This window comes from Brevundimonas sp. MF30-B, assembly GCF_004683885.1.
GTDB lineage: Bacteria > Pseudomonadota > Alphaproteobacteria > Caulobacterales > Caulobacteraceae > Brevundimonas.
This window is the reverse complement of record NZ_CP038440.1, coordinates 185,250-208,922: the sequence shown is the minus strand read 5'-3', so window position 1 is coordinate 208,922 and position 23,673 is coordinate 185,250. Positions and strand designations below refer to the sequence as shown.

Here is a 23,673-nt window from a genome sequence, read left to right as displayed (position 1 = left end):
TGTTCATTTTCCGTGGCTTAGAAAGACGACTGTTCTCGTAAGCGTCGGATGCCCATGACGAGCCATCTCGCCGCCCTCTTGTGTCGCCTTGGCCGCCGCACCGAGGGCTCGGTTGCGCTGATCTTCGGGCTGTCCGTCCCCGCCTTGATCCTGATCGTGCTGGTGGCGGTCGAACTGCGCTCGCTCACGAACGATCGCGGCAGACTTCAGGAGCTGGCCGACACGGCCGCCCTGAACACGGCCGGCCAGATGCGCATCGGCGCCAACGAACAGCTGCTCACGCGGGCCAGGGCCGGAACGATGGAGCAGGCCAAGGACCTGACGGCGACGCTCGAATCCGCTGACTTCCAATTCATCGAGGCGCGCGACGGCCGGTCGGGCGTCAAGGTCAGCCTTGTGGCGCGCCGTACATCGTTCTTCGGCAACATGCTGCCGCCCGGCGGATTCGTCATCAAGGCCGAGGCCATCGCCGAACAGCTTGGCGCCACGCCCTTGTGCGTGCTGATGCTCAGCGAAAGCAGCGGCAACGCCCTGCACATGAAGGACGGCGAGATCGTCGCACGCTCCTGCCTGACCCACTCCAACCGCGACATTCAGTTGGACCCAAAAGGGTTGATCGACGCCGCCGCGGTCCAGGCGTCCGGCAAGATCAAGGGCGGAGGGGCCTCTGGCCAGACGGGATCGAACGCGCCGCTGGTGCCGGATCCCCTCGCCGGTGTTTTTGCGGGCGGACCGCCGGCGCTGTGCACCGGGGTTACGTCTGTGAAGGTGGACAAGGCCGCTCAGGTTTGGCCGGTCTTGCCGGGCGTTCACTGCCGCCATTTCGACATCGAGAACGGCACTCTGCGCTTCATGCCTGGTGTGCATCACTTCAAGTCCGGCGAGCTTCAGCTGAAGAAAAACGCCAAGATCGAGGGCGACAACGTAACTCTGGTCTTCTGGAAGGACGTGAAGGTCGATTTCTCCGACGGCCGGGTTGATCGGTTGTCGCTGACCGGCAACCAGGGCGGCCTGCTCGAGCTTCAGGGTTGGGCAGGCTTCGTGTTGGCCATCGACCCTGCGCGCACGGCCGACTTCAAGCTGGACTTCAACAATATCGAGCGGCTTGAGGGCGTGGTCTATGCGCCAGGCACACGTCTAATCGTGCCGGGCGGGCAGAATTCGAATGATACGACGCCGTGGACGGTCGTCGTATCTCGTGAGCTGCGGGTCGAGGGCGGCCGGCGCCTGGCGATCAACGCCGACTACGCCTCGTCTTCGGTCCCAGTGCCAGGAGGCGTGGGCAATCGTGCGACGGGCGGCGGACCCACGCGTCTGACCAACTAGCAACCCAGGCCTAAAGACCCAGTATGATCCGATAGGTCGGGTGGACGATGTCCGTCCACTCGGGGTGCTTCTGCAGATAACCCGCAAAGAACGGGCAGGTCGGCAGGACCAGCAGGCCACGTTGACGAATGTCGCCCAGCACATGCCGCGCCATGCGGCTGGCTATGCCCCGGCCTTCCAGCGGAACGGGCACGAGGGTCTCGGTGATCATCAGGCCGCCGCCGGCCTCGTTGTACATGACCACGGCGGTCTGGCCGTCGATGTCCAGGGCGTAGCGCTTGGCCTCGCGGTCGTCGCGGATGTCGGGGTCGGGGGTGAAGGCGTCGGTCATGATCAGTGGGCCTCGTCCCAGTTGGCGGCGGCCTTGGCTTCGACCTCCAGCGGCACGCTGAGCGCCACAGCCGGTTCGGCGGCGGTCTCCATGACGCGGCGGATCAATACGCGCGCCGCCTCGGCCTCGGCCTCGGGAGCCTCGAACACCAGTTCGTCGTGGACCTGAAGCAGCATGCGGGTCTGAAGGCCCGCGTCTCGCAGCGCGCCGGGCATGCGGATCATGGCGCGGCGGATGATATCGGCGGCCGCGCCCTGGATCGGGGCGTTGATGGCCGCCCGCTCGCCGAACTGACGCTCGGCGCCCGACTTGGAGTGGATCGCCGGAATGTGGATCTTGCGGCCGAAGAGGGTCGAGACGAAGCCCGCCTGGCGCACCTCCGCGCGGGTGCGGTCCATGTATTCTCGGATGCCGGGGAAGCGCTCGAAATAGGTCTTGATATAGGCCCCGGCCTCGCCCTGATCGATGCCCAGCTGGTTTGCCAGGCCGAAGGCGGAGATGCCGTAGACGATGCCGAAGTTGATGGCCTTGGCGCGGCGGCGCGTCTCGGCCGGCATGCCCTCGACCGGCACGCCGAACATCTCGCTAGCGGTCGCGGCGTGAATGTCGAGCCCAGCCTTGAAGGCGCGCTTCAACTCGGGGATGTCGCCGATGTGGGCCAGAAGGCGCAGCTCGATCTGGCTGTAGTCGGCCGAGATCAGCACATGGCCGGGCGCGGCGATGAAGGCCTGGCGGATCTGACGGCCCGTCTCGGTGCGGATCGGGATGTTCTGAAGGTTGGGATCAGAGGAGGCCAGGCGGCCCGTCGTGGCGGCCGCCAGCTGATAGGAGGTGTGGACCCGATCGGTCTTTGGATCGGCCGCCGCCGACAGGGCGTCGGTGTATGTGCCCTTCAACTTGGAGAGCTGGCGCCAGTCCAGGATGGCGCGCGGCAGGTCGTGGGTCAGGGCCAGGTCTTCCAGCACCGAGGCGTCGGTGCCCCACTGGCCGGAGGCGGTCTTCTTGCCGCCGGGCAGGCTCAGCTCGCCGAACAGTATCTCGCCGATCTGGCGCGGTGAGCCGACGTTGAACGGCCGGCCGGCCAGTTCGTGGGCCTTGGCCTCCAGCTCGGCCATCTTCAGCCCGAACTCCGATGACAGGCGGCGCAGACGCTCGGGGTCCACGCGGATGCCGGCCAGCTCCATGTCCGCCAGGACGGCGGGCATTCCCCGCTCCAGCGTCTCATAGACGGTGGTCAGCCCTTCGGCGGCCAGGCGTGGCCGCAGCAGCCGCCACAGGCGCAGGGTCACGTCGGCGTCCTCGGCGGCGTAGCCCGTCGCCGGCTTCAGCTCGACGTGCTTGAAGCTCTTCTGGCTCTTGCCGGTCCCGGCCACCGATTTGAAGGTGATCGGCTCGTGACCCAGGTGCAGACGGGCCAGTTCGTCCATGCCGTGGCCGTGGAGCCCGCCTTCCAGCACATACGACACCAACATGGTGTCCTCGATCGGCGACACGCGGATGCCGCGCCGGGCCATGACGGCGAGGTCGTATTTGATGTTCTGCCCCACCTTCAGGACCGACGGGTCCTCAAGCAGGGTCTTGAGCCGGGCCAGGGCCTCGGCCTTGTCGATCTGGGTCAGGACCGGCGCGCAGCCGCCGCCGTCCGCGTTGACGTCCCCGCCGAAATCCAGGCCGCCGTCGCCGGTAGGCTCGGCTTCATGGGTCAGCGGGATATAGCAGGCCTGATTGGGCCCGACGGCCAGGGACACGCCGCACAGGCCGGCGTGGGTGGCCGACAGGGCGTCAGTCTCGGTGTCGAAGCCGACCACGCCCGCCGCCCGCGCCCGCTCGATCCAGGCGTCCAGCGCCTCGAGGGTCTGCACGCACTCATAGGCGTCATGGTCGAAGGACTGCGGCTCGGCCGGCGTCGCCACCTCGGCGGGGGCGTAGCGCGGCGTCAGAACGGGGGCCGTGGGCTGACGCACGAAGGCCGAGCCCTCGCGCGCAGGGGCCTTGCCGTCGCCCACCCGACGGCTGAGGCCTCGGAACTCCATCTTCTCCAGGAAGGCGCCCAGGGTCTCGGGATCGGGGTCGCGCACGACGAAGTCGTCGATGGCCTCCGGCGCCGGCGCATCGCAGGTCAGCCGGACTAGTTCGCGCGACAGGCGGATCTGGTCGGCGAAGTCGATCAGGGTCTGACGCCGCTTGGGCTGTTTGATCTCTTCGGCGCGCGCCAGCAGCGTATCGAGGTCGCCGTATTCGTCCAGAAGCTGGGCGGCGGTCTTGGGTCCGATGCCGGGCGCGCCGGGCACGTTGTCGACGCTGTCGCCGATCAGGGCTTGAAGATCGACCATCTTGTCCGGCGTCACGCCGAACTTCTCCATCACCGCCTCTTCGCCCAGTCGTCGGTCCTTCATCGGGTCGTACATGACCACCGTCGGCCCGATCAGCTGCATCAGGTCTTTGTCGGATGAGACGATGACGGCCTCGCCGCCGGCGTCGCGGGCCTTGCAGGCATAGGTGGCGATCAGGTCGTCGGCCTCATAGCCGGGCAGTTCGACGCAATGGACGCCAAAGGCCGCCGTCGCCTCTCGCACCATCGGGAACTGCGGCACGAGGTCCTCGGGCGGCGGCGGGCGGTGGGCCTTGTACTGATCGTACAGGGTGTTCCTGAACGTCTTCTCGGAATGGTCGAAGATGGCGACCAGATGGGTCGGCCCGTCCTCGCCCTTCATGTCCTTGAGCAGCTTCCACAGCATGTTGCAGTAGCCCTGGACCGCCCCGACCGGCAGGCCGTCAGACTTGCGCGTCAGGGGCGGCAGGGCGTGATAGGCGCGGAAGATATAGGCCGAGGCGTCGATCATCCACAGCCGCAGCGGCGGGCCGTCCTGCGTCAGGGTGCGGTCAGCGGATTCGGATGCGGCGTCGGTCATGGCGGCGAACATAGGAGGCGGATCGCTTCACGTCAGCCGCCTTCGATCAGAACTCTTTCCAGCTCGACCCGGGCTCGCGCTCTCCGGGCTGGGCCGCCTGCTGTCCAAAGGTGAACATCATGAACAGCTTGTGGCTGCGGATGCGGTATCGGCCGATCATCGGCGTGACGCCGCCCAGCGGAGCGCCTGTCTTCGCTTCGTAGATGAAGCCCGAAAACTCGGCCACGCCGACGCGGTCGCGGTGGCTGTAGATCGACAGCTCGGGCAGGGAGACGATGTTGAAGGTGTCGTTGATCGGCACCCGCATCTCCGGCAGGCCGAAGACGCGCCGCATCTGCTCCAGCGAAAGGGCGCCGGCGCGCAGCTCGAAAATGACGTCGGCCTGGTCGCGGTTGTTGGCCAGGGAATAGCCGGCCTCTGAAAGCGCGCCCCGGATGGCGCTGACGGCGTACGGCGCGTTCTCGGCGCGGAAATAGGCGTCGTCGACGAAGACCCGAGCCGAGATCGGCGCGGGGATGGTCAGGCCCTCGACCGCGCGATCGGCGGCGCGCGCGACCAGAATTTGCTCGGTCGCGGTCCTCGACGGGTGAGTCTCGGTGGTCGAGGCGCAGGCGGCCAGCAGGGCCAGCGGCGCCAACGGCGCCAGACGACGCAGGCTCACCATTCGCCCGTGTTCGCCATCGAGGCCCAGGGCTCGGCTGGAGCCAGAGGCTCGCCTTCCTGCAGCAGCTCGACCGAAATGCCGTCCGGCGACCGCACAAAGGCCATGCGGCCGTCGCGCGGCGGACGGTTGATCGTGACACCGCCATCCATCAGCCGCTGGCAGGCGGCGTAGATGTCGTCGACCTTGTAGGCCAGGTGGCCGAAGTTGCGGCCGCCGGAATAGGTCTCGGGGTCCCAGTTGAACGTCAGCTCCACCTCGGGCGAACGCTCAGCGGCCGACCGGTCCAGATCCTTGGGCGCCGCCAGAAAGACCAGGGTGAAACGCCCGGCCTCGTTCTCCATGCGCCGCACCTCCTGCAGACCCAGCAGGTCGCAGTAGAAGCGCAGCGAGGCGTCGATGTCCGTCACGCGGACCATGGTGTGCAGATAGCGCATGGATAGGTCTCCGGCCGGGGAGGGGGCGGCGAGACGGTTCTATACGGCGCCGCGGGGAGAACGCGGGCTCAAATGTCGTAACGGCTGCGTCAGACGCGGTTCAGTGCGCCTCGGGTGGCCGGGCTGCAGGGTCGTGATACTCGTCCTCGGGGTGCGCGTCGGCGGCCAGGACGAAGCGGCGGTCGCAATAGGCGCACTCCACGAAGTCGTCCTCGCCCATGTCCATATAGACCAGCGGATGGCCGAGGGCGCCGCCGCCCCCGTCGCAGGCCACGCGCTTGGTGGGGACGACGATCTGCTCGGGCGGTGGAATGAGGGACTGAGCGGGGACGGGCGCTGAGCGGGTCGGCATTTTGGTGACGCGGCCTTGGCGTTGAGGGGTTGGGGGCATACCTATGCCGCGCACGGGACCGGGTCAAACCGCCGCGCCCCCATTCCAAGCCGAGACGCCCGCCGATGTTCGACGCCGCCGCCCTGCCTGACAACGCCATCGAAGTCCGGGGGCTGAAGAAGACCTACGCCGCGTCCAAGAAGTCGCCCGCCAAGACCGCGCTGAAGGGCGTGGATCTGGTCATCCCGCGCGGCTCGATGTTCGGTCTTCTGGGCCCCAACGGCGCCGGCAAGTCGACGCTGATCAACATCCTGGCCGGCGTGGTGAACAAGTCCGACGGTCAGGTCTCAATCTGGGGCCGCGACATCGACCGCCAGCCGCGCGACGCCCGCGCCGCGCTGGGCGTGGTGCCTCAGGAGATTGTGGCCGACGTCTTCTTCACCCCGCGCGAGTCGCTGGAGGTGCAGGCCGGCTTCTACGGGGTGCCGGCCAACGAGCGGCGGTCCGACGAGCTCCTGGCTGCGCTGGGCCTGTCGGACAAGGCCAACGCCTATGTGCGCGCGCTGTCGGGCGGGATGAAGCGCCGTCTGATGGTGGCCAAGGCCCTGGTGCACAATCCGCCCATCCTGATCCTGGACGAGCCGACGGCCGGCGTGGACGTCGAACTGCGCCGTCAGCTGTGGGAATACGTCCGGCGCATCAACGCCGAGGGCGTCACCATCGTGCTGACGACCCACTATCTGGAAGAAGCGCAGGAACTCTGCGACACCATCGCCATCGTCAACCGCGGCGAGGTCGTGGCCTGCGAACCGACCGTGCAGCTGCTGCGCCGGCTGGACACGCGCAACGTCGTGGTGACGCCGGAAGGCGAACTGACCGGGCTGCCGGCGCTGAACGGGTTCGAGGCCGTGGCCCGGCCTAACGGCGCCTTCGTCGTCACCTATCGCAAGGGGCAGGCGTCGGTCGAACAGGTGCTGGCCGCCGTGCGCGCCGCCGGTGTGACCATCGCCGACATCACCACCGAGGACCCGGACCTGGAAGACGTCTTTCTGGCTCTGACCTACGGCGATGACACCAAGCCCGCGCCGACCCAGGACTGAGATCCTGAGAGGCGGCTCAGCGCCCAGTCGGCCGCGTCGCGCACCACGGGGTTCGGATCACCCCGCAGTGCGTCCACCGGCGCGATCAGCGCCGCATCGCCCGCATTGCCGGCGGCGTAGAGCACATTGCGGATGAAGCGGTCGCGGCCGATGCGCTTGACCGGGCTCTTGGCGAACAGAGCGCGGAAGGCGGGGTCGTCCAGCGCCAGCAGGTCCGCCAGGCGCGGCGCGTTCAGGGCCTCGCGGGCGTGCAGCCGGGCCTCGCGTGCGCCCGAGGCGAACTTGTTCCACGGGCAGACCGCCAGGCAGTCATCGCAGCCGTAGATGCGCGAGCCGGTCGCCACGCGAAACTCTTCCGGCCAGGGTCCGGCGAACTCGATGGTCAGGTAGGACAGGCAGCGCCGCGCATCCAGCTGGAACGGCGCGGGAAAGGCGGCGGTCGGACAGGCGTCCAGACAGGCGGTGCACGAGCCGCAATGCTCGCCCTCGGGCACATCCGGCTCGATCTCGGCCGTGGTCAGGATGGAGCCGAGGAACAGCCAGTTGCCGTGCTTGCGGCTCAGCAAATTGGTGTGCTTGCCCTGCCAGCCCAGGCCGGCGCGCTGGGCCAGAGGCTTCTCCATCAGGGGCGCGGTGTCGACGAAGACCTTCACGTCCTGGCCGGTGCGGGCCGCCATTTGCCCCGCCAGGGTCTTGAGTCGGCCCTTGATGATCTCGTGATAGTCGTCGCCGCGCGCATAGACCGACAGATAGCCCGCCGACCTATCGGCCATCTGCGGCAGGGGATCGGCCTCGGGCCCGTAGTTCAGGCCCAGCACCACCGCCGTCTTCGCCTGGGGCCACATGGCGGTGGGGTGGGCGCGCCGCTCCAGCGTCGTCTCCATCCAGCCCATGTCGCCATGCCGGCCTTCGCCCACGAAATGCGCCAGCCGCTCGCCGGCGTCCCACGGCGCGGCCGCCGAGGCGAAGCGGCACGCCTCAAAGCCGAGCGCTGCAGCCCGCTCGCGAATGAAGGATTTCAGGCGCTCGCTCACGGGCGGGGCAGTAGCACGAATGACCAAGCGGTGTGATGGCGCAGCGTGCGGGCTGCGCTCGTCTCCTTGCGTCGCCTGTCGAAACGTATACAAATAATATATAAAACATATAGTCGGAGCCGCCCCATGGGCATCGTCAATATCGAGGATGAGCTGCACGAACAGCTGCGCCGCGCCAGCAAGGCCTCATGCCGCTCGATCAACGGCCAGGCCGCCTTCTGGATCAGGCTGGGCATGCTGTGCGAGCTGAACCCCGGCCTGTCGTTTCAAGAGCTGATGGCGCGCGAGCTGAAGGCAGCCGGCGTCGACCCGAACCGCGCAGCGGCATGATCAAGACGCCGCAAGAGATCGAGCTGATGGCCCAGTCCGGCCGTCTGCTGGCGTCGGTCTTCACCCACCTGGACCAACTGGACCTGACCGGTCTGAACACCTTGGAGATCAACGACAGGGTCGAGACCTTCATCGTCGACGAGCTGAAGGCCCGGCCGGCCAGCAAGGGCCAGTACGGCTATGGCTTCGTGCTGAACAGTTCGATCAACCAGGTCGTCTGCCACGGCGTGCCCTCGACCGACGACGTCCTGAAGGGCGGGGACATCGTCAATCTGGACATCACGCTGGAGAAGGACGGCTTCATCGCCGACTCCAGCAAGACCTATCTGATCGGCGCTGTCCATGCCCCTGCGAGACGCCTGGTGCGGACGACCTATGAGGCGATGTGGAAGGGCATTCGCGCGGTGCGCCCCGGCGCGCGCCTGGGCGACATCGGCCACGCGGTCGAACGCCACGCCCGCCAGGCGGGCTATTCCGTCGTGCGCGACTATTGCGGCCACGGCATCGGGCGCGAGATGCACGAAGATCCCCAGATCCTGCACTTCGGAAAGGCGGGGACCGGCCTGACCCTGCGCGAAGGCATGACCTTCACCATCGAACCGATGCTGAACCAGGGCGGCCGCCGGGTCGACACCCTGGACGACGGCTGGACCGTGGTCACCGAGGATGGAAAGCTGTCGGCCCAGTTCGAACACACGGTCGCGGTGACAAAGACGGGCGTGCGCGTCCTGACCCTGCGGCCGGACGAGGCGGGCGCGTAGCGCGCCTAGCCGATCCAACCCTGGTAGCGGGCGAATATCAGGATCGGCAGCGCGATCGTGGCGGTCCAGGCGATGACGGAGCCGAGGCGGCGCAAGGCGGTCGGTCGGGTCGAGGGTGCTTCGTTCATTCGGCAACCCTAGATCGCGGGCGAAACCTGTCGATGCGACACGGCGCGCAACTGCGTGGCCCTAGTGCGTCTGGCGCTGGGCGGGGCCGGCGCAGCTCGCCGAATATGGCCTCGAACGGGTTAGCATGCGTGCGTCAGACTACCGCTCGCATGACCAGCAGCACCGCCGCAGCGACGGCGCCGAAGCAAGCGCACGCAACAACGCCGGCCGGGCCGAGACCGCTCTCTCGCCAGCCCGCCCGGACGCCCAACCAGAACGCTTTCACATCGATGCTCCCATAGAACGGTCTAATCCCGCCCACCGAGATTAATCCTGAGGCCCTGCTGTTCGCCGGGCCGGGGTTCGCAGACTTCCTGAAAGCCTACCGCGCCGTCGCGGCCCGTGCGCTGGGGGCGGACGTCGCAGCGGCGCTCAGGCGGCGCGGTCGGGGTCGCCTGGGCAGTGCGTTCGCGCGGCAGACATTGGGTCTGATAGCGGCCGGCCTCGCCCGCCGGGCCGCACTCCTCCATCGGCTGGGTGCGCATTGCGGCCGGCAGGGCGTCATCGCCCAGTTCAGCGCGCAAGGTCGCGCGCACCCGCGCCTGACAGGCGTCGGCGCCTTCACCGGCTGCGCGGATCAGCGGGCTGCATTGCGACCGCTCCCAGGCAAAGGGATCGGCTCGCCCCCAGTCGGGCACGGTCGAGGCCACAGCCGGCGCGGGTTCAGGCTCGGGAGCCGGCGCGGCCGCCGGCGCGCCCCAGACCACCTGCTGCATCAGTAGTCCCGCCGCCATCATCGCGCCCAGCATCGCCGTTCCTCCCGCGTGTGAAGCCCTACCTTGTCAGGCTCCGCATGGCCCGGTCCAGCCCGTCCAGCGTCAGGGGGAACATCCGCTGCTCCATCACCTCGCCGATCAGGCCGACCGATGCGGTGTAGCTCCAGTATTTCTCGGGCGTCGGATTCAGCCACACGGACTTGTCCCACTGCTCGCGCGCCCGCTTCAGCCACACGGCGCCGGCCTCCTCGTTCCAGTGCTCGACCGAGCCGCCGGGCATGGTGACCTCATAGGGGCTCATGGTCGCATCGCCGACAAAGATGGCGCGCCAGTCGCCGGGGTATTTGTGGATCAGATCCCAGGTCGGCGTGCGCTCGGCGTGGCGGCGGCGATTGTCCTTCCACACCCCTTCGTAGAGGCAGTTGTGGAAGTAGAAGAACTCCAGGTTCTTGAACTCGGTGCGCGCCGCCGAGAAGAGCTCCTCGCAGAGCTTCACATGGGCGTCCATCGAGCCGCCGACGTCCAGGAACAGCAGCACCTTGATCGTGTTGCGCCGCTCGGGCCGCATGTGGATGTCCAGCCAGCCCTGGCGCGCCGTGCCGTCGATGGTGCCGTCGATGTCCAGTTCCTCGGCCGCGCCTTGGCGCGCAAACCGGCGCAGGCGGCGCAGCGCCACCTTGATGTTGCGCGTGCCCAATTCGACCGTGTCGTCCAGATTGCGATACTCGCGCTTCTCCCAGACCTTGACCGCACGGCCCTGCCGGCCGGGCCCGCCTATGCGCACGCCCTCGGGATTGTAGCCGCCGTGGCCGAAGGGACTGGTCCCGCCGGTGCCGATCCACTTGTTGCCGCCCTCGTGGCGGCCGTGCTGCTCCTCCAGACGCTGCTTCAGCGTCTCCATCAGCTTGTCAAAGCCGCCGAGCGCCTCGATCTCGGCCTTCTCTTCGTCCGTCAGATATTTTTCGTTCAGCAGCCGCAGCCAGTCCTCGGGGATGTCGGCCGAGATCTCCTCGCCCGCACTGATCGTCTCCAGCCCCTTGAACGCCTTGCCGAAGGCCTGGTCGAACCGGTCGTAGTGCTTCTCGTCCTTGACCAGCACCGCGCGCGACAGATGGTAGAAGTCCTCGACCCGCCGCCCGGCCAGGTCGCGATCCATAGCCTCCATCAGGTGCAGCCACTCCTTGACCGACACCGGCACGCGCGCCTGCCTCAGGGCCTCGAAGAAGGGCAGCAGCATCAGCGGGGCTCCGGGCGCGGGGTCATGGGCCGACTATAGACCAAACCGTCGGAGAATCGTCTTGGACCATGGCTGCCCGACCATCGCCACAGCGAATGAGATGGCGTATCGGGCGGCATGACCAAGGTTCTCATCATTGGAGCCGGCCACGCGGGTGGTTCGCTGGCCGCCTTGTTACGTCAGTACGGGCACGCCGGACCGATCGTGCTGGCGGGGGAGGAGCCGGCGGCGCCCTACCAAAGACCGCCCCTGTCCAAGGCCTGGCTCAAGGGCGAGGCGGGTTTGGACGACCTGCTGCTGAGGCCGGAAAGCTTCTACGCGGCGCACGACATCGAACTGCGCCTGGGCGTCAGGGCGGTCGGCATCGATGCGGCGGCGCGGGCGGCCACCTTCGCCGATGGCGCTGTGGAGACGTACGACGTGCTGGTGCTGGCCACCGGCTCGACCGCGCGACGGTTGCCGATTCCCGGCGGAGACGATCCAGGCCTCTTGGAGCTGCGGACCCTGGCGGACGCGGAGCGCCTGAAGAATGCGCTGGGCCCGGGGAGGCGGCTTGCGGTCGTCGGGGGCGGCTATGTTGGGCTTGAGGCGGCGGCCTCCGCCCGCGCGCTAGGCGCCCAGGCGGTGGTGATCGAACGCCTCGACCGGGTGCTGGCGCGGGTGGCGTCCAGGCCCTTGTCCGACTTCTTCACCGCCCTGCATCGGGCCCACGGCGTAGACATCATCACCTCTGCTCAGGTGCGATCGCTTGCCGCGGGCGTTGTGCGTTTGAGCGACGAAAGCGAGATCCGCGCCGACGTCATTCTGGTGGGGATCGGCGCTGAGTCGTGTGACGGCCTGGCGGCGTCGGCCGGCCTGGCCTGCGACAACGGCGTGATCGTCGACGAGGCATCGCGCAGCTCCGACCCGTTCATCTATGCGATAGGGGATGTCGCCAACCGGCCCGTGCCTGTCCATGACGGGGCCCGCCACCGATTGGAGAGCGTGCCGAACGCGCTTGAGCAGGCCAAGCAGGCTGCGGCCTCCATCGTCGGCCGCCCGTCGCCGCCGCCGGAGACGCCCTGGTTCTGGTCGGACCAATACGACGTCAAACTTCAGATCGCCGGCCTGCCTTACGGCGCCGACCGCCAGATCGTTCGCGGTGATCCGACGTCGCCGGGCTTCGCCGTGTTTCACCTGAGGGGTGATCGGCTTTTGTGCGTGGAGGCGGTCAATGCGCCCGCCGAGTTCATGGGTGGGCGGCTCCTGATCGGTAAGGCCGCGCTGGTGGACGCCGATAGGCTGGCCGACCCCGGCATCTCCATGAAGGCGGTCGGCTCGCCCGACTGAGCTTGAAGCAGATTTGCGACGGTGACTTCCGCGCCTTGACCGTTCCATCGTTACAGCATAATGGAACGCGCCATGACCATCCCGCCCGACCGCGCCGCCCTTTATGACGCGCTCCTGAGCCTCAGGACGCCGCAGGAGGTCGACGCCTTTCTGACCGATCTGTGCACGCCGTCGGAACTGCGCGCCTTCGCCGAGCGCTGGCGCGTGGCGCGGCTGCTGGATGCGGGCGCGCTGTCCTATCGCGAGATCGCCGCCGAAGCCTCGGCCAGCCCAACCACCGTGGTGCGCGTCGCCCGGTCCCTGAAAGACATGCCGCACCAGGGCTATCGCCTGGTGCTGGACCGCCTGAAAGACTGAGCAACCGACATGAGCACCGTGCAGGGACGGCTTCGCATCGCCGTCCAGAAATCCGGCCGTCTGGCCGACCGCAGCCTGGACCTGATCCGCGACGCGGGTCTGAAGTGGGTCAAGGGCCACAACGACCTGCTGTATCGGGTGGAGAACTATCCGATCGACCTGCTGCGGGTGCGCGACGACGACATTCCGACGTTTGTCGCGGACGGCGTCTGCGACCTGGGGATCGTCGGCGAGAACGTGCTCGAGGAAGGCAAGAACGGCGGGGCCAATGCAGAAATCATCATGCCGCTGGGCTTCGGCCGCTGCACGCTGAAGATCGCGACGCCGCCGGCCCTGGCCTATGAGGGCGCGACCTCGCTGGATGGACTGCGCATCGCCACCTCCTATCCGAAGATCCTGCGCCGCTTCCTGGACGAGCGGGGCGTGTCGGCCGAGATCGTGACCATGCGCGGCGCCGTCGAGGTCGCGCCCCGGCTTAAGCTGGCCGCCGCCATCTGCGATCTGGTGTCGACCGGCGCGACCCTGGAGGCCAACGGCCTCAAGGCCCAGGACACGGTGCTGGAGAGCCAGGCGGTGCTGATCCGCTCGCCCATCGCGCCCGAACCCGAGCTGACCGACCTGCTGGAGAGCGTCATCGAGCGGATGGCCGGCGTGGTGTCCTCGCAAGGCGCCAAATACGTCATGCTGAACGCGCCGCGATCCGCCCTGGACCGTATCACCGCCATCCTGCCGGGCGCAGGTTCGCCGACCGTCATGCCCTTGTCGGGCCGCGAAGACGCCGTGGCCGTCCACGCCGTGTGCCAGGAGGCGGTCTTCTGGGAGACGCTGGAGGCGCTGAAGGCCGAGGGCGCCTCGGCCATCCTGGTCCTGCCCATCGAGAAGATGATGTGATGAAGCGGATCGACTGGACTTCTCTCGACGCGGCCGGCAAGGCCGCCGCCCTCGCCCGCCCCGCGCGCCGCACCGCCGGCGACGTGACTGACACAGTGCGCGCCATCATGGACGACGTGCGCGATCGCGGCGGCGCGGCCGTGGTCGACTGGGCCGTCAAGCTGGACAAGGCTCCGCCCCGACGCATCGCCGTCACCGACCAGGCCGTGGCCGAGGCGCGGTCCGCCCTGGCGCCCGCCGATGCGCGTGCCCTGCGTCTGGCCGCTGACAACATCCGCGTCTTCCATCAGGCGACGCGGCCCGACGACACGGCCTGGATCGAGACGACGCCCGGCGTGCGCTCCAAACTGGCCTGGCGGCCGATCGGGCGGGCCGGCCTCTATGCGCCCGGCGGAGCGACGCCCTTGTTCTCGTCGCTGATGATGCTGGCCATTCCCGCCGGCGTGGCCGGGGTGGAAACGCGCGTGGCGGTCACCCCGCCCGACCGAGACGGCGGCGTGCATCCGGCCATGATCCTGGCTGCGGGCGAGGCTGGGCTGGACGCCATCTGGCTGATCGGCGGTGCCCAGGCCATCGCCGCCCTGACCTTCGGCGTCCAGCTGGACGACGGCTTCATTCCACCGTGCGACAAGCTGTTCGGGCCCGGCAATGTCTATGTCGCCGAGGCCAAGAAGCAGGCTTCGGCCCTGCCGGGCGGCCCGGCCGTGGATATGCCCGCAGGTCCGTCCGAGCTCATGGTCGTGATCGACCGCGACTCGGCACCCGAGATCGCCGCCGCCGACCTGCTGAGCCAGGCCGAGCACGATGCGGACGCCCAGGTCATCCTGGTCTCCACCAGCCGCGCCAATCTCGACTATGTCCTGACCGAGGTCGAACGCCAGGTCGCCGGCCTGCCGCGCGAAGCGATCGCGCGCGCCTCGCTGGAGGAAGGCCGCGCCATCCTGGTGCGCGACCTGGACGCCGCCGTCGAGGCGATCAATCTGTACGGCCCCGAGCACCTGGCGCTTCAGGTCGAGGAGGCCGAGGAGATGGTCCCCGCCATCCAGGCCGCCGGCGCGGTCTTTGTCGGTCGCCACGCCGCCGAGACCCTGGGCGACTACGCCGCCGGACCCAGCCACGTCCTGCCGACCGACGGAGCCGCGCGCACCCTGGGCGGCGTGACCACCGCCAGCTTCATGACCAGCATGTCGATCCAGCAGGTGAACGCCGCCGGCGCCCGCGCCCTGGGCCCCATCGCGGCGCGTCTGGCGCGTCTGGAAGGCCTGGAGGCCCACGCCCGCTCGGCCGATCTGAGGAGCGAGGGATGAGCCTGCCCGCGCCCTTTCCTCCGCTGGTGTCCGGCGGTGACGGCCTGGACCGCTATCCGGCCGAGGCTAGGACGTTGGCTGCGCGCATGGCCGCGATTTACGCCGCGCCGGTCGAACAGGTCCTGCCGGTGCGCGGCCTGACCCACGGGCTGGAGCTGGTCTGGCGTCTGGCTGCTCGCGAAAGCGGCTCGGTCGAGGCGCCGAAGGGCGAGCCCTATGCGGCCCTGGCGGCCATCTATCCGTCGCGCGGCCCGACCGTGGCCGTCGTCGTGCGCGCCCTCGGATCGCCCGACGCGGTCGCCGAGATGGCGGCGCGGACCGCTCCCGCTCTGCTCGTCGTCGACGAAGGGCTGATCGAATTTTCCGACAGCGCCTCGGCCGCCACCGTGGCCGCTGACCACTCCAACCTGGTCGTGCTGCGCAGCCTGTCGCTGGCCTATGGCCTGGCCGGCGCGCGCGTCGGCGCGGCGATCGCCCAGCCGGCGACCCTGGCGCGGCTCGCGTCGGTTCTGGAGCCCTACGCCCTGCCCGAACCGCTGATCCGGCTGGCGCTGCAGGCGCTGGACCCGTCGCGGATGATAGAGACGCAGGCGCGCATCGCCGGCGTGCGGCGCGAACGCGGGCGGCTGGTCGACGCCCTGTCGCGTCAAATGCGGGTCGAGCCCGGCGTCGGTCCGATCATCGTCGCTCAACCGGCCGACCCCGCCGCCGCGCTGGCGGCGCTCACGACCTATGGCGTCCAGGCCGACCTGTCGGGCGAGCGCCTGCGTCTGCCCGTGTCGCTGAAGGCCGAGGTCAACGACCGGGTGCTGGCCGCCTTCGGCCTGGCCTCGGATCGCCGCCGCCCGCACCGTCTGGGCGAAGCCGTGCGCGACACCAAGGAGACGCGCATCGTCTGCGCCGTCGATCTGGACTCGAGCGGCCCGGTCCGCATCGAGACCGGCGTCGGCTTCTTCGATCATATGCTGGAGCAGGTCGCCGCCCACGGCGGTTTCTCGCTGCGTCTGTCGTGCGAAGGCGACCTGTACACCGACCCACACCACACCATCGAGGATTCCGCCATCGCCCTGGGTCAGGCGCTGAAACAGGCGCTGGGCGAGCGCAGGGGCATCGCCCGCTACGGCTTCGTCCTGCCGATGGACGAGGCGAACGCCAGCGTGTCGATTGATCTGTCCGGGCGGCCGTATCCAGTGTTTCAGGGCGCGTTCGACACGCCCTTCATCGGCGACTACCGCACCGATCTGACGGCCCACGTCATCCGGTCGCTGGCCGAGCACCTGGGCGCGGCGATCCACGTCACGGTCACCGGCGACGACGACCACCACAAGACCGAGGCTGTCTTCAAGGCCCTGGGCCGCGCCCTGCGTCAGGCCATCCGCATCGAAGGCGACGCGGTGCCGTCGACCAAGGGGGTGCTGTGATGGCGACATTCGCCCTTCTCCCCTCGTGGGAGAAGGTGGCTCGCGAAGCGAGACGGATGAGGGGGACGCCCACCTTGTCTTCCGTCGTCGCTCTGCTGGAAACCACCCCCTCATCCGAGCACCTCCTGCGCCCACCTTCTCCCACGAGGGGAGAAGGATGAACGTGTCCCTCATCGCCTATGGCGCGGGCAACACAGCCTCGGTGCGGTTCGCGCTGGAACGGCTGGGCGCGCGTGTGCGGCTGGTCGCGACGGCCGACGAGATCGCCGAGGCCGAGCGGCTGATCCTGCCCGGCGTGGGCGCGGCCGCCTACGCCATGGGCCGGCTGCGCGAACTGGAGCTGATTGCCCCAATTCGGGCGTTCGAGCGTCCCTTCCTGGGCGTCTGTCTGGGTCAGCAGCTGCTGTTCGAGACCAGCGCTGAGGGCGAGGCCGAGCTGTTGGGCCTGATCCCCGGTCGGGTAGAGGCCATGGTTCCGGCCGCCGACAGGCCCGTGCCGCACATGGGTTGGTCGCCGCTGGCGATCGAGCGCGAGGATCCGCTGCTGGAGGGCATCGAGGACGGCGCTTACGCCTATTTCGTGCACGGCTTCGTCTGCCCTGATGGCCCCGCCACCCTGGCGCGCGCCGACTACGGCGGGCCGGTGCCGGCGGTGGTGCGGCGTGACAATCGGTGGGGCTGTCAGTTCCACCCCGAACGCTCCAGCCAGGCCGGAGCGCGCATTCTGAAGAACTTTCTGGAGCTGCCCGCATGATCGTCTATCCCGCCATCGACCTGCGCGGCGGCGTCTGCGTGCGCCTGATGCAGGGCCGGTTCGACGAGGCGACGACCTATGACGACCAGCCGCCCGCGCGTCTGGCCGTCTTTGCGGCCGGCGGCGCCGAATGGGTGCACATCGTCGATCTGGACGGCGCCGAAGCCGGTGAGGCGCGCCAGCACGCCCTGATCGGCGAACTGGCCCAGGCTATCGACCTCAAGGTCCAGTCGGGCGGCGGTGTGCGCGCCGTGTCGGATGTCGAGGCCCTGCTCGATGCGGGCGTGGATCGCGTGGTCGTGGGATCGCTGGCCGCCAGCCAGCCCGAGACTGTGCTGGAATGGCTGGACCGCTTCGGGCCCGAGCACCTGACCCTGGCCTTCGACGTCCGCATCGAGGACGGCGTGCCGACGCCGGCGCTGAAGGGCTGGACCCAGTCTTCGGGCCTGGACCTGTTCAGCGTTCTGGACCGCTATCCGGTCGGCCGCATCAAGCACGTCCTCGTCACCGACGTTTCGCGCGACGGGGCGCTGACGGGGCCAAATCTGGAGCTGCTGTCCGACATCCGGATGCGCCGGCCCGATCTGGTGCTTCAGGCTTCGGGCGGGGTGGCGACGTTGGACGACATCACCGCCATCAAGGCGCTGGGCTGTCACGGGGTGATTGTCGGCCGGGCGATCTATGAGGGCCGCTTCGCCCTGCCGGACGCCATCACGGCCGCGCGCCGCGAGCGGGACTGATGGTCGCGCGCCGCATCATCCCGTGCCTGGACGTCAAGGACGGCCGCGTGGTCAAGGGGGTGCGCTTCGAGGGGCACCGCGACATGGGCGACGCCGCAGAACTTGCCGCGCGCTATCGCGACCAAGGCGCCGACGAACTGGTCTTCTACGACATCACCGCCAGCCCCGAGGGCCGCACGCTGGACTACGGCTGGGTCGAGGACGTGGCGCGTCTGCTGGACATCCCCTTCTGCGTGGCGGGCGGCGTCCGATCGGTCGATCAGGCCGCGCGATGCCTGGATCACGGCGCGGACAAGGTCTCGATCAACTCGCCGGCCCTGGAGCGTCCCGAGCTGATAGGCGAAATGGCCGAGCGCCTGGGCCGACAGTGCGTCGTCGTCGGCGTCGACAGCGTGTTCGAGGACGGCGACTGGCGCGTGCACCAGTACACGGGCGATCCCGACCGCCGCCGCGGGGCGGGATGGCTGACAATGGAGTGGATCGTGCAGGCCCAACAGCTCGGCGCCGGCGAGATCGTGCTGAACTGCATCGACCGCGACGGGGTGCGAAAGGGCTACGATGTCGAACAGCTGGCCGCGGCGCGCACGCGCCTGACCATTCCGCTGGTGGCCTCGGGCGGGGCCGGCTCGCCGCAGGATTTCCGGGACGTGTTCGACACGGCCGACGTATCGGGCGCCCTGGCCGCCAGCGTCTTTCACACCGGCGCCATCGCCATCCCCGACCTGAAGCGATATCTCGCCGACGAAGGCGTGGAGGTGCGGCTGTGATTGATCCCGAAGCGCTTGATTTCGCCAAGGGCGACGGCCTGATCCCGGCCGTGGTGCAGGACGCCGCGACCCTGCAGGTGCTGACCCTTGCCTATATGGACCGCGCCGCCCTGAACGAGACGATCCAATCCGGTGAGGCCACCTTCTTCTCGCGCTCGCGCGGCGGGCGGTGGAGGAAGGGCGAGACCTCGGGCGACCGGCTGCACGTGGTTTCGATCACGCCCGACTGCGACGGCGACGCCCTGGTGGTGAAGGTCCGCCCCGTCGGCAACGCCTGCCACCTGAACCGCATCAGCTGTTTCGGCGACGAGGACGCGCCGGGCCTGGGCCGCGTGGCGCGCCTGGAGCAGACCATCGCCGAACGGGCCGGCGCCGATCCGGCCGAAAGCTGGACCGCCCGCCTGATCGCCGAGGGGTCCAAGCGCGTGGCCCAGAAGGTCGGCGAAGAGGGTGTCGAAACGGCCCTGGCCGGCGCCGCTGGACCGGATTCGGAACTCGCCAGCGAGGCCGCGGATTTGGTCTATCACCTGCTCGTCCTGCTGCGCGCCCGTAACATGGTGTTTCAGGATGTCCTGGACGTGTTGGCCTCGCGGGCCGCAACGGCCAAACACTCACCCTGAAGGCGGTCATCGGGCCGCGCTCCTGGAAGGAAACGATCGCGCATGGCGGCATTGGTGCTCTTCGGCGGCGGCGGCGACCTGGCGATGCGGATGCTTCTGCCGTCGCTCTACTTCCTGGAGCGCGACGGCCTTTTGGCCGAGGGGCTCAAGATCATCGGCGCCGCGCGCTCCGAGGAAACCGCCGAGGAATATGTCGCCAAGGTGCGCGAGGCGGTCCAGCCTCGCGCTGAGGCGGCCGACGCCTGGGACGCCGAGGCCTGGTCCCGGCTGGAGACGCGGCTGGACTATCTGGCGGTCGACGCCACCGACGCCAAAAGCCTGAAGCCGCTGAAGGCCAAGGTCGGCGACGGCGAGGTCACCTCCTTCCTAGCCGTGTCGCCCTCGCTGTACGCCCGCATCGTCAAGGCGATGAAGGGCGCCGGCCTAGCCGAGCGCAACTGCCGCATCGTGCTGGAGAAGCCGGTCGGCCGCGACCTGGCCTCCTTCCTCGAGATCGACGACGCCGTGGCCGAGGCGTTCCGCGAGGACCAGGTGTTCCGCATCGACCACTATCTGGGCAAGGAGACCGTCCAGAACCTGATCGCCCTGCGGTTCGGCAACGTCGTGTTCGAGCCGCTGTGGAACAATCTGACCGTCGACCACGTCCAGATCACGGTGGGCGAGACCGTGGGCGTCGGCGACCGCTGGCCCTATTACGACGAGTACGGCGCCCTGAAGGACATGCTGCAGAACCACATGCTGCAGCTGCTGTGCCTGGTCGCCATGGAGCCCCCCAGCGACCTGGACCCCGACTCGGTGCGCAACGAGAAGGTCAAGGTGCTGCGGTCCCTGCGCCGCATCACGCCCGAGGAGGCCGAGCGCGTCACCGTACGCGGCCAATACGTCGCCGGCGAGGTCGATGGAAAACCGGTCAAGGGCTATGACGAGGAGCGCGGCGAGCCTTCAGACACAGAGACCTTCGTGGCTATCCGCGCCGACGTCGACAACTGGCGCTGGGCCGGCGTGCCCTTCTTCATGCGCACCGGCAAGCGCCTGGCCGAGAAGCGCACCGAGATCGTCATCCAGTTCAAAGCCGTGCCGCACTCCATCTTCGGCCACGGCGAGCGCGGCCAGGTTCAGGACAACCGACTGATCATCGAGCTTCAGCCCGACGAGGACATCTCGCTGTCGGTCATGAACAAGCAGCCGGGGTTGGAGCGGCGCATGAAGCTGCAGCCGATCCAGATGAGCCTGTCTTGGGGGGTGGACGGCAAGAACGCCGCGCCGCCGCGCCGCCGCATCGCCTATGAGCGCCTGTTGCTGGACGCCATGAACGGCGACTCCACCTTGTTCGTGCGCCGCGACGAGGCCGAGCAGGCGTGGCGCTGGGTCGACGAGGTTGCGGAGGCCTGGGCTGGGGCCGGCATCAAGACCGAAGACTATCAGCCGGGGACCTGGGGTCCGGAAAGCGCCGACCTGCTGCTGTCGCGCACGGGCCGCCAGTGGAATACGCGCAATGACTGAGTTCCGGACGCTTCCGACCGCCGCCGACTGGGCTCAGGCCTGCGCCGACCGCCTGATCGAGACAATGGCCCAGGCCATCGCAGCCAACGGCCGCGCGGTCTTCGCCGGGTCGGGCGGATCGACGCCGGCGCCGATCTATGAGCGGATGCGGCAGGCGCAGATCGACTGGTCGCGCGTCACGGCCACCCTGATCGACGAGCGCTACGTCCCCGAGAGCTCGCCGGAGTCCAACGCCGCCCTGCTGAAGCGGGCCCTGCTTACCGGACCCGCCTCGGCCGCGCGCTTCGTGCCGCTGTTCCACCCCGAGGTGACGGTGGATCGCGCGGCAGCCCTGGCGACGCAGGCCCTGGCGGCCGAGGGTGCGCGTTTCGACGCGGTCCTTCTCGGCATGGGGGGCGATGGCCATATCTGCTCCATGTTCCCCCAAAACCCCACGCTGAAGACCCTGCTGATCCCTGGCTTGCCGCCCGCCGTCTACGGCGTGCCTCAAGGCCGCGACGGCATGGCGCCGTCGATGGAGCGGCTGTCGATCAACCTGCCCTATCTGGCCCAGGCCGGGCGCGTGATCCTCGCCATCACCGGCACCGAGAAGCGCGCGGTGTTCGAGCGTGAGGCCCAGGGCGATCCCGCCGTCACGCCCATCGCCGCCCTGATCGCGGCGAATACGCCCCTTGAAGTCTATTGGACGGAGGCCGCCTGATGGCCCTGAACCCCGTCGTCGAACGCGTCACCGCCCGCATCGTCGAACGCAGCGCCGAGACACGCGCCGACTATCTGCGCCGCATGGACGCCGCCGGATCGTCCCGGCCCGGCCGCGCCAAGCTGAGCTGCGCCAACTGGGCCCACGCCTTCGCCGGCGCCCCGGTCAAGGACAAGCTGAACGCCATGTCGGGCGCCCAGCCCAACGTTGGCGTCGTCACCGCCTACAACGACATGCTGTCCGCCCATCAGCCGTTCGAGCGCTTTCCCGAGATCGTCCGCCAGGCGGTGCGCGAAGTGAACGCCACGGCCCAGGTCGCGGGCGGCACCCCGGCCATGTGCGACGGCGTGACCCAGGGTCGGCCCGGCATGGAGCTGAGCCTGTTCAGCCGCGACGTGATCGCCATGTCGACGGGCGTCGCCCTGACCCACGACGCCTTCGACGCCGGCCTGATGCTGGGCGTCTGCGACAAGATCGTCCCCGGCCTGTTCATGGGCGCCTTGGCGTTCGGCCATCTGCCGGTGGTCTTCGCCCCGGCCGGCCCCATGCCGTCGGGCATTCCCAATGCGGAGAAGGCGCGCATCCGCGCCCTGTACGCCCAGGACAAGGTGGACCGCGCGACCCTGCTGGAAAGCGAGATCGGCAGCTATCATTCGCCCGGCACCTGCACCTTCTACGGCACGGCCAACTCCAACCAGATGATGATGGAGCTGGGCGGGTTGCACCTGCCCTCCACCGCCTTCGTCCACCCCGAGACCGGCCTGCGCGACGCCCTGACGGCGGCGGCGGCCAAGCGGGCGGTCGAGCTGGCGCGCGAGGGGCGTGGGCGGATGGCCGACGTCATCTCCGAGAAGTCCATCGTCAACATGATCGTGGCTCTGCTGGCTACGGGCGGATCGACCAACCACGCCATCCACCTGGTCGCCATGGCGCGCTCGGCGGGGGTGCTGATCGACTGGACCGACATGGACGAGCTGTCGTCGGTGACGCCGCTGCTGGCGCGCGTCTATCCCAACGGCTCGGCCGATGTGAACGCCTTCCAGGCCGCCGGCGGCGTGGCCTTCGTGGCGCGCGAACTGGCGAAGGCGGGTCACATCCACAGCGACGTCCAGACCGTGATGGGCGCCGGCATCGAGGCCTATTTCCAGGAGCCGGCGATGATCGACGGCGAACTGGTCTGGAAGGACGGCGTCGAGGAGAGCCTGGACCTGTCGATCCTGCGTCCCGCCTCGGATCCATTCGACCGCGAGGGCGGTCTGCGGCTGGTCCAGGGCGACCTGGGCCGGGCCGTGATCAAGATCAGCGCGGTCAAGCCCGAGAACCGGATCGTCGAGGCGCCCGCCGCCGTGTTCGAAACCCAGGAAGACGCGCTGCAGGCGTTCCGGGACGGCAAGCTGGACCGCGACGTGGTGGTCGTGCTGCGCTTCCAGGGGCCCAAGGCGAACGGCATGCCCGAGCTGCACAGCCTGTCGCCGGCGCTCAGCGTGCTTCAGGATAAGGGCTTCAAGGTCGCCTTCGTCACCGACGGGCGGATGTCCGGCGCCTCGGGCAAGACCCCGGCGGCGATCCACGTCAGCCCCGAGGCCCTGGCCGGCGGGTTGCTGGCGCGGGTCCAGGACGGCGACATCATCCGGCTGGATCCAGAGGCCGGGGTGCTGACGACGGTGGGCGTGGACCTGAACGCCCGCGCGCCGGCCCGGCGGTCCGACGCCCACGCCACGGGCTCGGCCTGGGGCTATGGCCGCGAGCTGTTCGGCGCCTTCCGCCAGGTCGTGAGCACCGCCGAGGAAGGCGCCTCGGTCTGTTTCACCGAAACGCCGGGCGGCAGCGCCCAGATCGACACCCCGCCCGACAACAACGTCAACGACCGAGCCGTGGACGCCTGATCGCCAAGATCGGGCGCCCTCAAGCAGCGAGGCTCCGCGAGCCGAGCGATAGGG

The 23,673-nt window shown here is 68.9% G+C and carries 25 protein-coding genes; 16 read left to right on the top strand and 9 right to left on the bottom strand.

Annotated features, from left to right (window positions below; genetic code table 11):
- The first annotated feature begins 54 nt into the window (after window positions 1-54).
- Window positions 55-1,326: a TadE/TadG family type IV pilus assembly protein gene (locus tag E4M01_RS00985; protein WP_167765471.1), complete on the top strand. Its 1,272-nt coding sequence runs from the start codon at window positions 55-57 to the stop codon at window positions 1,324-1,326.
- A 10-nt stretch (window positions 1,327-1,336) separates the two neighbouring features.
- Here the strand turns inward: E4M01_RS00985 and E4M01_RS00980 are convergent, their stop codons facing one another.
- From E4M01_RS00980 to E4M01_RS00960, 5 genes are all read right to left on the bottom strand, one after another.
- Window positions 1,337-1,657 carry a GNAT family N-acetyltransferase gene (locus E4M01_RS00980; protein WP_135066811.1) on the bottom strand — a complete coding sequence of 107 codons (321 nt, stop codon included), beginning with the start codon at window positions 1,655-1,657 and terminating at the stop codon, window positions 1,337-1,339.
- Window positions 1,658-1,659: 2 nt separating this feature from the next.
- The gene (gene polA / locus E4M01_RS00975) at window positions 1,660-4,569 is read right to left on the bottom strand and encodes a DNA polymerase I (RefSeq protein WP_135066808.1); all 2,910 of its coding nucleotides are present in this window, start codon (window positions 4,567-4,569) and stop codon (window positions 1,660-1,662) included.
- Window positions 4,570-4,615: 46 nt separating this feature from the next.
- A complete protein-coding gene (locus tag E4M01_RS00970) occupies window positions 4,616-5,233 on the bottom strand; it encodes a DUF6655 family protein (RefSeq protein ID WP_135066805.1) in 618 nt (205 codons plus the stop codon).
- Window positions 5,227-5,667, bottom strand: coding sequence for a VOC family protein (locus E4M01_RS00965; RefSeq protein ID WP_135066802.1), 441 nt, complete (start codon window positions 5,665-5,667; stop codon window positions 5,227-5,229). Before E4M01_RS00965 ends, E4M01_RS00970 begins: the two co-directional genes overlap by 7 nt.
- A 100-nt stretch (window positions 5,668-5,767) precedes the next feature.
- Window positions 5,768-6,019 carry a zinc-finger domain-containing protein gene (locus tag E4M01_RS00960; protein ID WP_135066799.1) on the bottom strand — a complete coding sequence of 84 codons (252 nt, stop codon included), beginning with the start codon at window positions 6,017-6,019 and terminating at the stop codon, window positions 5,768-5,770.
- A gap of 104 nt (window positions 6,020-6,123) precedes the next feature.
- Here E4M01_RS00960 and E4M01_RS00955 point away from each other — a divergent pair, with 104 nt between their 5' ends.
- A complete protein-coding gene (locus tag E4M01_RS00955) occupies window positions 6,124-7,098 on the top strand; it encodes an ABC transporter ATP-binding protein (protein ID WP_135066796.1) in 975 nt (324 codons plus the stop codon).
- On the opposite strand, the gene queG is transcribed toward E4M01_RS00955, so the two are convergent.
- A complete protein-coding gene (queG, locus tag E4M01_RS00950) occupies window positions 7,059-8,132 on the bottom strand; it encodes a tRNA epoxyqueuosine(34) reductase QueG (RefSeq protein WP_135066793.1) in 1,074 nt (357 codons plus the stop codon). The two genes, E4M01_RS00955 and queG, sit on opposite strands and share 40 nt — an antisense overlap.
- 126 nt (window positions 8,133-8,258) lie before the next feature.
- Between queG and E4M01_RS00945 the strand changes: the two genes are divergently transcribed.
- The gene (locus tag E4M01_RS00945; RefSeq protein WP_135066790.1) at window positions 8,259-8,462 is read left to right on the top strand and encodes a ParD-like family protein; all 204 of its coding nucleotides are present in this window, start codon (window positions 8,259-8,261) and stop codon (window positions 8,460-8,462) included.
- Entirely contained in the window at window positions 8,459-9,223 is a 765-nt protein-coding gene (gene map, locus E4M01_RS00940) for a type I methionyl aminopeptidase (RefSeq protein ID WP_135066787.1), read from the top strand. The genes E4M01_RS00945 and map overlap by 4 nt, the downstream gene beginning before the upstream one ends.
- Window positions 9,224-9,228: 5 nt before the next feature.
- Here the strand turns inward: map and E4M01_RS14595 are convergent, their stop codons facing one another.
- The 3 genes from E4M01_RS14595 to E4M01_RS00930 form a co-directional block, all read right to left on the bottom strand.
- On the bottom strand, window positions 9,229-9,351 hold the full coding sequence (locus tag E4M01_RS14595; protein ID WP_256359967.1) for a hypothetical protein: 123 nt from the start codon (window positions 9,349-9,351) through the stop codon (window positions 9,229-9,231).
- A gap of 288 nt (window positions 9,352-9,639) precedes the next feature.
- Complete coding sequence (locus E4M01_RS00935; protein ID WP_135066784.1) at window positions 9,640-10,140, bottom strand: hypothetical protein; 501 nt, start codon at window positions 10,138-10,140, stop codon at window positions 9,640-9,642.
- A 25-nt stretch (window positions 10,141-10,165) separates the two neighbouring features.
- Window positions 10,166-11,344 (bottom strand): VWA domain-containing protein, encoded by a 1,179-nt coding sequence (locus E4M01_RS00930; protein ID WP_135066781.1) that lies wholly within the window; start codon window positions 11,342-11,344, stop codon window positions 10,166-10,168.
- Window positions 11,345-11,461: 117 nt separating this feature from the next.
- Between E4M01_RS00930 and E4M01_RS00925 the strand changes: the two genes are divergently transcribed.
- From E4M01_RS00925 to edd, 12 genes are all read left to right on the top strand, one after another.
- Window positions 11,462-12,673: an NAD(P)/FAD-dependent oxidoreductase gene (locus tag E4M01_RS00925; RefSeq protein ID WP_135066778.1), complete on the top strand. Its 1,212-nt coding sequence runs from the start codon at window positions 11,462-11,464 to the stop codon at window positions 12,671-12,673.
- A gap of 72 nt (window positions 12,674-12,745) precedes the next feature.
- A complete protein-coding gene (locus E4M01_RS00920; RefSeq protein ID WP_135066775.1) occupies window positions 12,746-13,030 on the top strand; it encodes a YerC/YecD family TrpR-related protein in 285 nt (94 codons plus the stop codon).
- Between the two features lie 9 nt (window positions 13,031-13,039).
- Window positions 13,040-13,921: an ATP phosphoribosyltransferase gene (gene hisG / locus E4M01_RS00915; RefSeq protein WP_135066772.1), complete on the top strand. Its 882-nt coding sequence runs from the start codon at window positions 13,040-13,042 to the stop codon at window positions 13,919-13,921.
- Window positions 13,921-15,228 (top strand): histidinol dehydrogenase, encoded by a 1,308-nt coding sequence (gene hisD / locus E4M01_RS00910; RefSeq protein ID WP_135066769.1) that lies wholly within the window; start codon window positions 13,921-13,923, stop codon window positions 15,226-15,228. Before hisG ends, hisD begins: the two co-directional genes overlap by 1 nt.
- Entirely contained in the window at window positions 15,225-16,649 is a 1,425-nt protein-coding gene (gene hisB, locus E4M01_RS00905; RefSeq protein ID WP_135066766.1) for an imidazoleglycerol-phosphate dehydratase HisB, read from the top strand. The genes hisD and hisB overlap by 4 nt, the downstream gene beginning before the upstream one ends.
- Window positions 16,650-16,806: 157 nt before the next feature.
- Window positions 16,807-17,403: an imidazole glycerol phosphate synthase subunit HisH gene (hisH, locus tag E4M01_RS00900; protein WP_135066763.1), complete on the top strand. Its 597-nt coding sequence runs from the start codon at window positions 16,807-16,809 to the stop codon at window positions 17,401-17,403.
- A complete protein-coding gene (gene hisA, locus E4M01_RS00895; protein ID WP_135066760.1) occupies window positions 17,400-18,143 on the top strand; it encodes a 1-(5-phosphoribosyl)-5-[(5-phosphoribosylamino)methylideneamino]imidazole-4-carboxamide isomerase in 744 nt (247 codons plus the stop codon). Before hisH ends, hisA begins: the two co-directional genes overlap by 4 nt.
- Window positions 18,143-18,910, top strand: coding sequence for an imidazole glycerol phosphate synthase subunit HisF (hisF, locus tag E4M01_RS00890; RefSeq protein WP_135066757.1), 768 nt, complete (start codon window positions 18,143-18,145; stop codon window positions 18,908-18,910). The genes hisA and hisF overlap by 1 nt, the downstream gene beginning before the upstream one ends.
- A complete protein-coding gene (gene hisIE / locus E4M01_RS00885; protein ID WP_135066754.1) occupies window positions 18,907-19,530 on the top strand; it encodes a bifunctional phosphoribosyl-AMP cyclohydrolase/phosphoribosyl-ATP diphosphatase HisIE in 624 nt (207 codons plus the stop codon). The genes hisF and hisIE overlap by 4 nt, the downstream gene beginning before the upstream one ends.
- Before the next feature lie 42 nt (window positions 19,531-19,572).
- Window positions 19,573-21,033 carry a glucose-6-phosphate dehydrogenase gene (zwf, locus tag E4M01_RS00880; protein WP_135066751.1) on the top strand — a complete coding sequence of 487 codons (1,461 nt, stop codon included), beginning with the start codon at window positions 19,573-19,575 and terminating at the stop codon, window positions 21,031-21,033.
- Window positions 21,026-21,733, top strand: coding sequence for a 6-phosphogluconolactonase (pgl, locus tag E4M01_RS00875; RefSeq protein ID WP_135066748.1), 708 nt, complete (start codon window positions 21,026-21,028; stop codon window positions 21,731-21,733). Before zwf ends, pgl begins: the two co-directional genes overlap by 8 nt.
- The gene (edd, locus tag E4M01_RS00870) at window positions 21,733-23,619 is read left to right on the top strand and encodes a phosphogluconate dehydratase (RefSeq protein ID WP_135066746.1); all 1,887 of its coding nucleotides are present in this window, start codon (window positions 21,733-21,735) and stop codon (window positions 23,617-23,619) included. Before pgl ends, edd begins: the two co-directional genes overlap by 1 nt.
- Window positions 23,620-23,673 lie beyond the last annotated feature (54 nt).

Excerpts from the sequence above, each read along its gene's own strand:
- hisB (WP_135066766.1), top strand. The coding sequence starts at position 15,225 with ATGAGCCTGCCCGCGCCCTTTCCTCCGCTGGTGTCCGGCGGTGACGGC.
- E4M01_RS00955 (WP_135066796.1), top strand. The coding sequence starts at position 6,124 with ATGTTCGACGCCGCCGCCCTGCCTGACAACGCCATCGAAGTCCGGGGG.
- hisD (WP_135066769.1), top strand. The coding sequence starts at position 13,921 with ATGAAGCGGATCGACTGGACTTCTCTCGACGCGGCCGGCAAGGCCGCC.
- E4M01_RS00985 (WP_167765471.1), top strand. The coding sequence starts at position 55 with ATGACGAGCCATCTCGCCGCCCTCTTGTGTCGCCTTGGCCGCCGCACC.
- E4M01_RS00920 (WP_135066775.1), top strand. The coding sequence starts at position 12,746 with ATGACCATCCCGCCCGACCGCGCCGCCCTTTATGACGCGCTCCTGAGC.
- pgl (WP_135066748.1), top strand. The coding sequence starts at position 21,026 with ATGACTGAGTTCCGGACGCTTCCGACCGCCGCCGACTGGGCTCAGGCC.
- polA (WP_135066808.1), bottom strand. The coding sequence starts at position 4,569 with ATGACCGACGCCGCATCCGAATCCGCTGACCGCACCCTGACGCAGGAC.
- E4M01_RS14595 (WP_256359967.1), bottom strand. The coding sequence starts at position 9,351 with ATGAACGAAGCACCCTCGACCCGACCGACCGCCTTGCGCCGCCTCGGC.
- E4M01_RS00970 (WP_135066805.1), bottom strand. The coding sequence starts at position 5,233 with ATGGTGAGCCTGCGTCGTCTGGCGCCGTTGGCGCCGCTGGCCCTGCTG.
- E4M01_RS00960 (WP_135066799.1), bottom strand. The coding sequence starts at position 6,019 with ATGCCGACCCGCTCAGCGCCCGTCCCCGCTCAGTCCCTCATTCCACCG.
- E4M01_RS00965 (WP_135066802.1), bottom strand. The coding sequence starts at position 5,667 with ATGCGCTATCTGCACACCATGGTCCGCGTGACGGACATCGACGCCTCG.
- hisG (WP_135066772.1), top strand. The coding sequence starts at position 13,040 with ATGAGCACCGTGCAGGGACGGCTTCGCATCGCCGTCCAGAAATCCGGC.
- E4M01_RS00945 (WP_135066790.1), top strand. The coding sequence starts at position 8,259 with ATGGGCATCGTCAATATCGAGGATGAGCTGCACGAACAGCTGCGCCGC.
- map (WP_135066787.1), top strand. The coding sequence starts at position 8,459 with ATGATCAAGACGCCGCAAGAGATCGAGCTGATGGCCCAGTCCGGCCGT.
- E4M01_RS00930 (WP_135066781.1), bottom strand. The coding sequence starts at position 11,344 with ATGCTGCTGCCCTTCTTCGAGGCCCTGAGGCAGGCGCGCGTGCCGGTG.
- hisA (WP_135066760.1), top strand. The coding sequence starts at position 17,400 with ATGATCGTCTATCCCGCCATCGACCTGCGCGGCGGCGTCTGCGTGCGC.
- E4M01_RS00980 (WP_135066811.1), bottom strand. The coding sequence starts at position 1,657 with ATGACCGACGCCTTCACCCCCGACCCCGACATCCGCGACGACCGCGAG.
- hisF (WP_135066757.1), top strand. The coding sequence starts at position 18,143 with ATGGTCGCGCGCCGCATCATCCCGTGCCTGGACGTCAAGGACGGCCGC.
- E4M01_RS00935 (WP_135066784.1), bottom strand. The coding sequence starts at position 10,140 with ATGCTGGGCGCGATGATGGCGGCGGGACTACTGATGCAGCAGGTGGTC.
- edd (WP_135066746.1), top strand. The coding sequence starts at position 21,733 with ATGGCCCTGAACCCCGTCGTCGAACGCGTCACCGCCCGCATCGTCGAA.
- E4M01_RS00925 (WP_135066778.1), top strand. The coding sequence starts at position 11,462 with ATGACCAAGGTTCTCATCATTGGAGCCGGCCACGCGGGTGGTTCGCTG.
- zwf (WP_135066751.1), top strand. The coding sequence starts at position 19,573 with ATGGCGGCATTGGTGCTCTTCGGCGGCGGCGGCGACCTGGCGATGCGG.
- hisH (WP_135066763.1), top strand. The coding sequence starts at position 16,807 with ATGAACGTGTCCCTCATCGCCTATGGCGCGGGCAACACAGCCTCGGTG.